Origin of the sequence: Mesorhizobium sp. M8A.F.Ca.ET.021.01.1.1 (assembly GCF_003998025.1) — a bacterium.
Lineage (GTDB): Bacteria > Pseudomonadota > Alphaproteobacteria > Rhizobiales > Rhizobiaceae > Mesorhizobium.
On sequence record NZ_RZSJ01000178.1, the window covers coordinates 1 to 10,340 of the forward strand.

At 64.3% G+C, this 10,340-nt stretch carries 14 protein-coding genes; 11 read left to right on the forward strand and 3 right to left on the reverse strand.

All coding sequences use genetic code 11. From position 1 onward, the window contains the following. Positions 1 to 123: 123 nt before the first annotated feature. On the reverse strand, positions 124 to 1,377 hold the full coding sequence (gene ispG / locus EOA36_RS15990) for a flavodoxin-dependent (E)-4-hydroxy-3-methylbut-2-enyl-diphosphate synthase (RefSeq protein WP_127278460.1): 1,254 nt from the start codon (positions 1,375 to 1,377) through the stop codon (positions 124 to 126). A 349-nt stretch (positions 1,378 to 1,726) separates the two neighbouring features. Continuing rightward, a complete protein-coding gene (locus EOA36_RS15995) occupies positions 1,727 to 1,906 on the reverse strand; it encodes a YdcH family protein (protein ID WP_127278461.1) in 180 nt (59 codons plus the stop codon). 238 nt (positions 1,907 to 2,144) lie between these two features. Here EOA36_RS15995 and EOA36_RS16000 point away from each other — a divergent pair, with 238 nt between their 5' ends. Continuing rightward, positions 2,145 to 2,348: a YdcH family protein gene (locus EOA36_RS16000; protein WP_127278462.1), complete on the forward strand. Its 204-nt coding sequence runs from the start codon at positions 2,145 to 2,147 to the stop codon at positions 2,346 to 2,348. Between the two features lie 19 nt (positions 2,349 to 2,367). Here the strand turns inward: EOA36_RS16000 and EOA36_RS16005 are convergent, their stop codons facing one another. Further along, the gene (locus EOA36_RS16005; protein WP_127278463.1) at positions 2,368 to 3,156 is read right to left on the reverse strand and encodes an IclR family transcriptional regulator; all 789 of its coding nucleotides are present in this window, start codon (positions 3,154 to 3,156) and stop codon (positions 2,368 to 2,370) included. Positions 3,157 to 3,325: 169 nt separating this feature from the next. Here EOA36_RS16005 and EOA36_RS16010 point away from each other — a divergent pair, with 169 nt between their 5' ends. The 10 genes from EOA36_RS16010 to purE form a co-directional block, all read left to right on the forward strand. Continuing rightward, a complete protein-coding gene (locus EOA36_RS16010) occupies positions 3,326 to 4,156 on the forward strand; it encodes a transporter substrate-binding domain-containing protein (protein WP_171892286.1) in 831 nt (276 codons plus the stop codon). Between the two features lie 73 nt (positions 4,157 to 4,229). After that, a complete protein-coding gene (locus EOA36_RS16015; protein WP_127278464.1) occupies positions 4,230 to 4,895 on the forward strand; it encodes an amino acid ABC transporter permease in 666 nt (221 codons plus the stop codon). 1 nt (position 4,896) lies between these two features. Beyond that, positions 4,897 to 5,547, forward strand: a complete 651-nt coding sequence (locus EOA36_RS16020; RefSeq protein ID WP_127278465.1) for an amino acid ABC transporter permease — start codon at positions 4,897 to 4,899, stop codon at positions 5,545 to 5,547. 4 nt (positions 5,548 to 5,551) lie between these two features. Then, positions 5,552 to 6,346, forward strand: coding sequence for an amino acid ABC transporter ATP-binding protein (locus EOA36_RS16025; protein WP_127278466.1), 795 nt, complete (start codon positions 5,552 to 5,554; stop codon positions 6,344 to 6,346). Positions 6,347 to 6,384: 38 nt separating this feature from the next. Beyond that, complete coding sequence (locus EOA36_RS16030) at positions 6,385 to 6,846, forward strand: RidA family protein (protein ID WP_127278467.1); 462 nt, start codon at positions 6,385 to 6,387, stop codon at positions 6,844 to 6,846. Positions 6,847 to 6,871: 25 nt separating this feature from the next. Continuing rightward, positions 6,872 to 8,077 carry an aminotransferase class V-fold PLP-dependent enzyme gene (locus EOA36_RS16035; RefSeq protein WP_127278468.1) on the forward strand — a complete coding sequence of 402 codons (1,206 nt, stop codon included), beginning with the start codon at positions 6,872 to 6,874 and terminating at the stop codon, positions 8,075 to 8,077. 19 nt (positions 8,078 to 8,096) lie between these two features. Next, entirely contained in the window at positions 8,097 to 8,420 is a 324-nt protein-coding gene (locus EOA36_RS16040; protein ID WP_127278469.1) for a hypothetical protein, read from the forward strand. Between the two features lie 46 nt (positions 8,421 to 8,466). Further along, positions 8,467 to 9,006: a sigma-70 family RNA polymerase sigma factor gene (locus tag EOA36_RS16045; protein ID WP_127278470.1), complete on the forward strand. Its 540-nt coding sequence runs from the start codon at positions 8,467 to 8,469 to the stop codon at positions 9,004 to 9,006. After that, entirely contained in the window at positions 9,003 to 9,911 is a 909-nt protein-coding gene (locus EOA36_RS16050; protein WP_127278471.1) for an anti-sigma factor, read from the forward strand. The genes EOA36_RS16045 and EOA36_RS16050 overlap by 4 nt, the downstream gene beginning before the upstream one ends. Before the next feature lie 98 nt (positions 9,912 to 10,009). Next, positions 10,010 to 10,340, forward strand: a 331-nt coding sequence (purE, locus tag EOA36_RS16055) for a 5-(carboxyamino)imidazole ribonucleotide mutase (protein WP_127278472.1), incomplete at its 3' end; no start/stop codon positions are given.

The following is a 10,340-nucleotide window of genomic DNA, read 5'->3' on the forward strand; positions in this document are numbered from 1 at the left end:
GGTTGCAGACCTTGTCGATCAGCCGCTGCTTGGCCGATTGCGGCGGATCGGCCTGGGCAAGCGTCGACCAGGCCATGCCGCACAGGAAAATCAGCGTCGCCCACAGGAAACGCCGCATTTCACCTACTCTGCCGCGGCCTTGCCGCCCTGACCGAACCTCTGTTCGATATAGTCGGCGACCATCTTCTCGAAATCCGCCGCGATCGACCGCCCGCGCAGGGTCGCTGCTTTCTTGCCGTCGACGAAGACGGGCGCTGTCGGCGTCTCGCCAGTGCCGGGCAGCGAAATGCCGATATCGGCGTGCTTGGACTCACCCGGGCCGTTGACGATGCAGCCCATCACCGCGACCTTGAGGTTCTCGACGCCTGGGTATTTCTCACGCCACACCGGCATGTTCTTGCGCAGGTCCGCCTGGATGTTCTGCGCCAGTTCCTGAAACACGGTGGAGGTGGTGCGGCCGCAGCCGGGGCAGGCCGCGACGATCGGCACGAACTGCCGGAAACCCATGGTCTGCAGCAGTTCCTGCGACACCTGCACCTCGCGGGTGCGGTCGCCATTCGGCTCCGGCGTCAGCGAGATTCGGATGGTGTCGCCGATGCCTTGCTGCAAGAGGATGCCCATGGCGGCGGAAGAAGCAACGATGCCTTTCGACCCCATGCCGGCTTCAGTGAGGCCGAGATGCAGCGCGTGGTTGGAACGGGTGGCGAGTTCGGTGTAGACGGCGATCAGATCCTGCACGCCGCTGACCTTGGCCGACAGGATGATTTTTTCGCGGCCAAGACCGATCTCTTCGGCCATCTCGGCCGACAGGATCGCCGACTGCACGATCGCCTCGCGCGTGACTTCCTGCGCGGTCAGGGGAAAACCCTTGTCCTGGTTGTCGTCCATCAGCCGCGTCAACAGCTCCTGGTCGAGCGAGCCCCAGTTGACGCCGATGCGCACCGGCTTGTCGTGCTTGATCGCCATCTCGACGATATCGGTGAACTGCCGGTCCTTCTTGTCCTTGAAGCCGACATTGCCGGGATTGATGCGGTACTTGGCAAGCGCCTCGGCGCAGTCCGGGTGATCGGCCAGCAGCTTGTGGCCGATATAGTGGAAATCGCCGACCAGCGGCACGTTGATGCCGAGCCGCAACAGTCGCTCGTGGATGCGCGGCACGGCGGCGGCACTCTCGTCGCGGTCAACGGTGATGCGCACGATCTCGGAGCCGGCGCGGTGCAGCGCCGCGACTTGCGCGACCGTCTGATCGACATCGGCGGTATCGGTATTGGTCATCGATTGCACGACCACGGGCGCGCCGCCGCCGACGACCACGCCGCCGACATCGACGCCGACCGAGGTGCGGCGGGGGAAGGGAAAGGAAAAATACCCGGTCATGCCGGCAGCCTTTTGTCTCTGGAGCGCCATGCGTCTCTCTGGAGCGCTATGCGTCTCTCTGAAGCCCGTGCGTCCGCTTGGACGCACAAGCCGGGTCCGATGCGCTGAAGTCCGGGCATGAGGTGGAGGAGCAAAGATGGCTTGTCAATGGCGACAGGTCGCCACTGGCAGCAATTGGTGCCGGCCAGGACCCTGAAACAGCGCACGACCTTACGGCGGCCCGGCATAAACGGCCCTGACGAATATTAGCTTCGGCTTGTGGAATCGCTGAAATTAAACCCACTGCACCGGCGGCTGGCGCCGCCGGCAAGGAAAACCGCCAGTGGTGAGCGGCTATATCACGTGAGGATCAATGCGTGGTTGGTTGCGCCCTCAATTTCTCAATCGCATCCTTGAGTGCCAGCTTGCGTCGCTTGAGATTCACGATTTCGAGGTCGTCCACCGACGGGTGGTTCATCGCGTCATCGATTTCGCGTTCAATGTCGCCGTGTTTCCGCTGCAACTCATCAAGATGGGATGCAAGAGACATGATTGGTTCTCCCTTTCATGGTTTCCTCGATTGCAGCCGCCAAGGCACGTCCACCGCAGGTCGTATCTGTGACGGCACAATGACAGTGTGCCACCATCAGACGGCGATGTCGAATGCTGCGTGGTAGCATTCCACGACAACATGAAATGTGATATGGGCTGCGCGCCGGTGGCAGAAATTGCCGCCCCCGCCCAACCAGGCCCAGTTTTGGGCGCCGCAGACGTGCAGACGGTAGAGAATGTCCGATCAGGAACAGGCCGATACTCGCCTCGAATTTTCCCGGCTGAAGCAGGAACACGCCGATTTCGATGCCGCGATCAACGCGATGATCGCCATGAATTGCGACCCGCTGCAGATCCAGCGCATGAAGAAGAAGAAGCTTGTCCTCAAGGACCGGCTGATGAAGCTGGAAGACAAGATCATTCCAGACATCATCGCCTGAGACGCGAACGCTTTTCCGCCTATCCGCCGATCGAGAGCCCGGCGGCGCGGCCGCGCAGCAGGCCGATGAGATCCGCGGTCCGCTCCTCCGACGTGTCGATCGGAACCACCAGGCACATCGTCGCCTCGACCTTGCCTGGCGCTGAAAAGACCGGCACGGCGAGGCATTTCGTATAGGCGTCGACCAGGCCCGAAGTGACGCAGTAACCGGTCACCCCGGCCTTTGCGATGTCGGCGATGAAATCGTCGAGCCGCAGCTTGCGGCCATCGGGCAGCACGAGGTCGTCGTCGGACACCATGGCCTCGATCGCGGCTCTATCCAGCCCCGCAAGAAGCAGCCGTCCCGAGGCAGTCCAAGGCAGCGGTATCTGCAGGCCTGTGGCGGAGCTGATGCGGAACGGCCTGGTGCCAGGGCTGGAATGGACGATCGTGTAGCGGCCGCTCTGCAGCATGCACAGTTCCGAGGTCTCGCCGGTCTCGCGCGACAGATGATCGACCTCCTGGCGCCCGCGCCGCAACAAATCGTTGCCCCGCACATAGTCCATTCCGTAGAGATAGAGTTTCTTGCCGAAATAGACGCGGTTGCCGTCGCCGGCCATTTCCAGCAGGCCGGCATCGACCAGCGACCGCACCAGCGTGTAGGTGGTCGAACGCGGCGCGTTCACCCCCTTGGCAAGATCGCCAATGCCGATCGCCCGCTGCGTGGTGTGAAGAAACTCCAGGATCTCCAAGACCCGGTTGAGGCCTTTCTCGCGGGAGGCGGTCGTCTTCTCGTCCGCCGAAATTGCTGGGGCATTGCCATCTTGCATTGTCGATTCCCGGTGTTAGTATCTGTCTTGTACAGGATACATGCGTCTCTTGTAAGAGACAATTTTGATAATCGCCATCGCGTGTATGACCTGTGCATAGGGGAACACAACACGAAAGGAGGTCGCCGTGAACGACACATCCGGAAGACGTGATTTTCTGAAATTGGGAATGGCGGGACTGGCCACCGCCGGGGTGCTGGCAACCGTCGATGCCCAGAAGGCCGCCGCGCAAGCCGCATCCGACAGTCTTCTGCGCACCGTGCTCGACAGAGGCAAGCTGATTGTCGGCACCGGCAGCACCAACGCGCCCTGGCACTTCGAGAACGATGCCGGCGAACTGGTGGGCATGGACATCACCATGGGCCGCATCCTCGCCAAGGGCCTTTTCGACGACCCGACCAAGGTCGAGTTCGTCATGCAGGACCCTGCGCAGCGCATTCCCAACGTGACCACCAACAAGGTCGACATCACGATCCAGTTCATGACGATGACGGCGCAACGCTCGCAGCTGATCAATTTCTCCCGGCCTTACTATGTCGAAGGCGTTGCCTTGCTGACGCTGCCGACCGCCGAGAACAAGACCTTCGACAAACTGCTCGCCGGTGGTTCGGCAACCCGCATTTCGATCCTGCAGAATGTCGACGCCGAAAGCTCGGTCCACTACGCTTTGCCGCAGGCCCAGGTGCTGCAGATCGATACCCAGGCCAACGTGCTGCAGGCGCTGGAATCGAAACGCGCCGACGCCGCCGCGGTCGATCTGTCCACCGTGCGCTGGCTCGCCTCGCGCAATCCCGACAAATATTTCGATGCCGGCAAGAGCTGGTATTCGATGCTTTATGGCGCGGCACTTCGGCAGGGCGATCTCGACTGGCTGACCTTCGTCGACCAGACCTTCACCATCGCCATGTTCGGCCATGAATCGGCGCTCTACGACGCTGCCTTCAAGGACTATTTCGGCCAGGAACCGCCGGCGCGTCATCCCGGCTTCCCGGTCATCTGATCCCGGATTACGGAAGGGCGGCATTCCAGCCCTTCCGTAATCGACTCGACGCCCTTCACACCGAGGCGGACGCATGGGCTATGCCCTCAATTTCAATCTGATCTGGCGGCATTTCGACAAGCTGTGGGGCGGCCTGCTGCTCAGCCTCGAGCTTGCCGTGATCTCGATCGCCATCGGCGTCGTCATCGGGCTGGTGCTCGCGGTCTGGTACGTCTCCGCAGGACGCGTGGTGCGGGCGCTGATCGCCGCCTATGTCGAGTTCATCCGCAACGTGCCGCTGATCCTGCTCGTCTATCTCGTCTTCTACGGCCTGCCGACCGTGGTCGACCTGGCCTACAGCGCACCGACCTCGTTTGTCCTGACCCTGTCGGTCTATAGCGGCGCCTATCTGGTCGAAGTGTTTCGCTCAGGCCTCGAGGCTGTCCCGCGCGGCCAGCTCGACGCCGGCAAGGCGATCGGCCTCACGCCCTGGCAAAGGCTGCTCCACGTGCGCCTGCCGACCATGCTGCGCATCACACTGCCGGCGCTGTCTAACACCTTCATCTCGCTGTTCAAGGACACCTCGATCGCCTCCGTCATCTCGGTGCCCGAACTCACCTTCGGCGCCCAGTGGATCAACTTCAACACCTTCCGCATCGTCGAGGTCTACCTGGTCACCACCGCGATGTATCTGGTGACGGGCTACATCATGCTTTTTGGGCTGCGGCTCATCGAGCGCCGGTTCAGGGCGGCACGCTGACATGCTTGGCCAGATCCTCTACGCGCTGCCGTTCCTCGCCCAAGGGTTCGCCGTGACCTTGTGGGTATCGCTGCTGGTCGTGGTGCTGTCGCTCATCGCCGGCGTCCTGCTGGGCGTCGGCCTGGTCTATGGACCGGCGCCGCTGCGCTGGGCGGTGCGCATCTTCTCGGACACCATTCGCGGCATTCCGATCCTGGTGCTGATGTTCTTCGTCTATTACGGCCTGCCGGCGATCGGGCTGCATCTGCCATCGTTCTGGGCCGCGGTGTCGGCGCTGACCCTGTTCAAGACGGCGCAGGTCATCGAGTATCTCAGGGGCGCGGTCGGCTCCATCCCGAAGGGACAGTCCGAAGCCGCGATGGCGATCGGGCTGACCTTTCGCCAACGGCTGACCTACGTCATCTTTCCGCAGGCCTTCAGGCGCTTCCTGCCGCCCTGGATCAATGGCGTCACCGACGCGGTCAAGGGCAGCGCGCTGGTGTCGCTGCTTGGCATCACCGATTTGATGCAGGCCATCAACCAGGTCATCGGCCGCACCTATGAGGCGATGCCGCTCTATATACTGGGCGCGCTCATCTATTTCGCGGTCAACTACGCGCTCTCGCTCGCCAGCCGGCGGCTGGAGCGGCGTTTCTCCTTCATCCGGGAATAGCACGATGTCCGAAGCCTCGAACGCCAATCCCGCATTGCTCGACGTACGCGATGTCTCCAAGGCCTTCGGCGCCGTCGAGGTGTTGCGCTCCGTCAGCCTTCAGGTGAAGCGCGGCGAGGTGGTGACCGTCATCGGCCCTTCCGGCAGCGGCAAGACCACGCTGCTGCGCTGCGTCAACTTCCTGGAGAGCTACGACAGCGGCTCGATCCGCATCGACGGCAAGGAGGTCGGCTATCGCGAGGCCGGAACGCGCCAGCGCCGCAGCGAACGCGATTTGGCCAGCATGCGCGCCGAGACCGGCATGGTGTTCCAGAGCTTCAACCTGTTCCCGCACCTGACGGCAGCCGGCAACATCATGCTGGGCTTGACCAAGGTGCGGGGTAAGAACGAGGCCGAGGCACGCTCGATCGCCGAGCACTGGCTCGGCCGCGTCGGCCTTGCCCACAAGGCCGACAGCCTGCCCGCCGAGCTCTCCGGCGGCCAGCAGCAGCGCGTCGGCATCGCCCGCGCCGTGGCCATGGAGCCGAAGATCCTGCTGCTCGACGAGATCACCTCCGCCCTCGATCCCGAACTGGTCGGCGAGGTGCTGGCCGTCGTGCGCAGCCTCGCCGAGGACGGCATGACCATGCTGATGGTCACCCACGAAATGGCCTTTGCCCGTGACGCTTCGAGCCGCATCGTCTTCATGGCCGATGGCGGCGTCAGCGCCGTCGGGCCGCCGAAGGAGATCCTCGCGGCGGAGACCACCAACGAACGCCTCCGCACCTTCCTGGCGCGCTTCCGCGCCTCGCATTTCTGACATCAGGCGGCCAAAGCTGCCCCAAGGAGCCTTCATCAATGACGCCTTATACCAGGCTCGCCCAACTCGGCCTGACGCTGCCCGAGCCGCCGACGCCCATCGCCAACTTCGTCACCCATGCCGAGAGCGGGCGATTGATCTTCCTCTCCGGCCAGGGGCCGCTGCGCGCCGACGGCACGCTTTGCACCGGCAAGGTGGGGGAGGATGTGACGGTCGAACAGGCCTATGAGCATGCGCGCCTGACCGGGCTCAATCTGCTTGCCGTCATGCATGCGGCAGCCGGCGATCTCGGCCGAATCGTGCGCGTCGTCAAGCTGCTCGGCTTCGTCAACGCGACGCCGACCTTCAGCGACCACCCACGGGTGGTCAATGGCTGTTCGGACCTGTTCGCCGATGTCTTCGACAAAATCGGCGGCCATGCCCGTTCGGCGATCGGCGTCGGCTCGCTGCCTGGAAATATCACCGTCGAAATCGAAGCGGTCGTCGAGATCGCCGCCTGACCTGCCACCAACGGGATTTGCTCACATGAAAACCTATTCCGACACCGGCTCCAACACCACCATTCGCGAACGGCTGGGCTTGCGGCCGATCATCAACGTCTCCGGCACCATGACCGCGCTCGGCGCCTCGATCATCGTTCCCGAGGCGATCAGCGCCATGGCCGAAATGGCCTCGCAATGGGTGGAGATGGACGATCTGCAGCGCGCCGCGAGCACCATTGTCGCGCGCCTCACCGGCGGCGAGGCCGGCTTCATCACCGCCTGCTGCGCCAGCGGCATCACCATGGCGATCGCCGGTGCGATGACGGGGACCAACCTGCTCGCCATCGAGCGCCTGCCCGATGATACCGAAGGGCTGAAGTCGGAAGTCGTCATCCAGCTCGGCCATATCGTCAATTACGGCGCGCCGATCGACCAGTCGGTCCGCGTCGCCGGCGCCAAGGTGGTGCCCGCCGGCACGGTCAGCGTCACCCAAGACTATCATGTGCGCGAAGCGATCAACGAACGCACGGCGGCGGGCCTCTATGTCGTCGCCCACCACACGGTGCAGTACGGCATGCTGTCGCTGGAAGAGTTCTCGGAGATCTGCCACGCCAAGGGCGTACCGGTGATTGTCGATGCCGCGTCCGAATACGATCTGCGCGGTTTTCTGGCGCGCGGCGCCGACGTCGTCATCTACAGCGGCCACAAATTTCTGAGCGGACCGACCAGCGGAATCGTCACCGGCCGCAAGGATCTGATACGGGCCGCCTATCTTCAGAATCGCGGCGTCGCGCGCGCCATGAAGGTCGGCAAGGAAAGCATCGCCGGCACCATGGCCGCGCTCGAAGCCTGGGAGAAGCGTGACCATGCCGGCATCCGCCGGCGCGAGGAGGCAGCCCTGAACCTGTGGAAGGATGCGTTGCAGGGACTGCCCGGCATCGCCGCCATCATCATTCCCGATCCCACCGCCAATCCGCTCGACCGGCTGCAGATATTCGTCTCGCCCGAGAGCCGCTTCACCGCCGCCGGTCTCGCCTCGGCACTTGCCGCGGGCGCGCCGCCGATCATCGTGCGCAACCACGAGGTCGAGCGCGGCCATTTCTTCCTCGACCCCTGCAACCTTCACCCCGGCGAAGCGGAGATCGTCGCCGAGCGCCTGCGCGCCGTACTGACCGCGAAGGAGCGCCCGGCCGACGCGATGAAGGTCGCCCGCAAGGATTCGTTAGGCGTCTCGCGCTGGCCGGATTGATCGCCAAACCGAACCAACAATGCCGAAAGCACCGGCTGATCACATGACTGTGAACAGCCGGATTTGCCCACGCGGGAATAAATCGTCTCCTCGACAAGTCTTCTCGACATACGCCACTTCCGGCGTTGAGGAGATCGGCATGCCGCATCATTGCCAGGCCAGCGACCATGGTTGCGGCGTCGGCCGTCGCCGTGCGCTGGCAAGCATGATGGTCGTCAGGCTCTCCCTTGTGGCGCTTGACACCGGTGATGCAGATGAATTCACTTTCAGCACGGCAGGCGACTTTGTCCGTTTCCGGCGGCTTTCCTCCCGCAAGCAAGGCAAAATCGCTGTCGCATCTTGAGGCGGCGCGCCCAGTCCGTCCCGGAGTATCGGATCATGGTGCTGCTTTGAGCGAGAGGGCCTTGGCAGAGCGCTTCAATCAGGTGGTGCTGCCGCATCTCGGCGATGCGCTGGCGCTGGCCCGTTGGCTGACCGGCAATGCCGCCGACGCCGAGGATGTCGTGCAGGACGCCTGCATCAAGGCGCATGCCGGCATATCAGGCTATGCCGGCGGCAATGCCCGTGCCTGGCTGCTGACCATCGTGCGCAACACCTCCTACACCTGGATGGCGCGCAACCGGCCGCGCGGCATGATGGCTGTCGGCGATCTCTGCGATCTCGACGACATGGCGGCGGCCCATGGCACCAGCCTGCCCGACGAGGACGGGCCGGAGGCGAGCCTGATCGCCAGGGCCGATACGGCGGCACTAGAGGCTGCGATCGCTGCCCTGCCGCAGCCGTTTCGCGAGACGCTGGTGCTGCGCGACATAAACGGCCTCAGCTATCGTGAAATAGCGGCCATGCTCGACGTGCCGATGGGCACGGTGATGTCCAGGCTTGCCCGCGCCCGCGGCCTGCTGACGTCTGATTTGGGGAGAGCGTCATGACGCACGACGACGGACTGCCCGATGATCCCGAAGGTATCAGACTGATGATCCACGCCCTTGTAGATGGCGAACTCGATGCCGCGGCCGCCCTTGCCGTGGAGCGCCGCATCGCCGCCGACCCCCGGCTTGCCGCCGAACATGCCCGCATTGTCGCCTTGCGAGGCGCGGTCAGCCGCCTGCCCCGCCCCGAAGTCAGCGACGCGTTTCTGGCCCGCATCGCGGCAATCGGCATGGCGGATACCGAACGGCAAGGCGACGCAGAGGCGACCGAGCCGCAGCGCGGCACGCCGTCGGCGCTGCCGGGATTGATCACGGGCGCCGGCGCAGGCCAGAGACGGGAAGCCGGGACGCGTCCTTCGCAGGCGCGCACATCGCCAAGGGCACGCCGCTTCGGCTCGTTCGACTGGCGCGCCATGGCGGCGTCGATCATGATCAGCGCGGTGCTGGCCAGCGGCGCGACGCAATGGGTGATGTTCAACGGCGCGGAGGACGGCTTTGCCGCCGCTGTCGCCAGCGGCCATCGCCGCAGCCTGCTCGCCGCGAGTCCGATCGACATCGTTTCCTCCGACCGCCATACGGTCAAGCCGTGGCTCGACGCCCGCATCGGTGTCTCGCCGCCGGCGCCCGACCTTGCCCAGGACGGCTTCGCGCTGATCGGCGGCCGGGTCGAGGTGATATCAGGCCGGCCGGTACCGGCACTGGTCTACCGCCATCGCGAGCACCTGATCACGCTGGTCGCCGAACCGCAGCAGGGCGGCAAGGCCACCCAGCCGGACGATCTTTCCTCGGGCGGCTTCTCGATGGTGCACTGGAGCGACGGCGCCTTCTCCTACTGGGCGATCTCCGACATGGAACGCCCCGAGCTCGACGACTTCGTCGCCCGCTTCCGCAAGGCCGCGGTATGAGCCGGATGTGGCCGTCGGCATCTCGCCGATGGCCGCATATCCTTGCGGCCCCGCGCGAATTCCGCTAAGGCGCGCCTTTGTCGCCGGGGAGCAGAAGCTTGAACCATCAACGCGCCGACGTCGCCATCATCATGGGCAGCCAATCCGACTGGGCGACGATGCGCCAGGCGGCCGAAACGCTGGAGGCGCTTGGCGTTCCCCATAAAAGGCTGATCATTTCGGCGCACCGCACGCCCGACCGGCTCTATGAATTCGCCAAGGGCGCCAAGGCGGCCGGCTACAAGGTGATCATCGCCGGAGCCGGGGGTGCGGCGCATCTGCCCGGCATGACGGCGGCAATGACGCCATTGCCGGTGTTCGGCGTGCCGGTGGAATCGAAAGCGCTGTCGGGCCAGGATTCTCTGCTCTCCATCGTCCAGATGCCGGCCG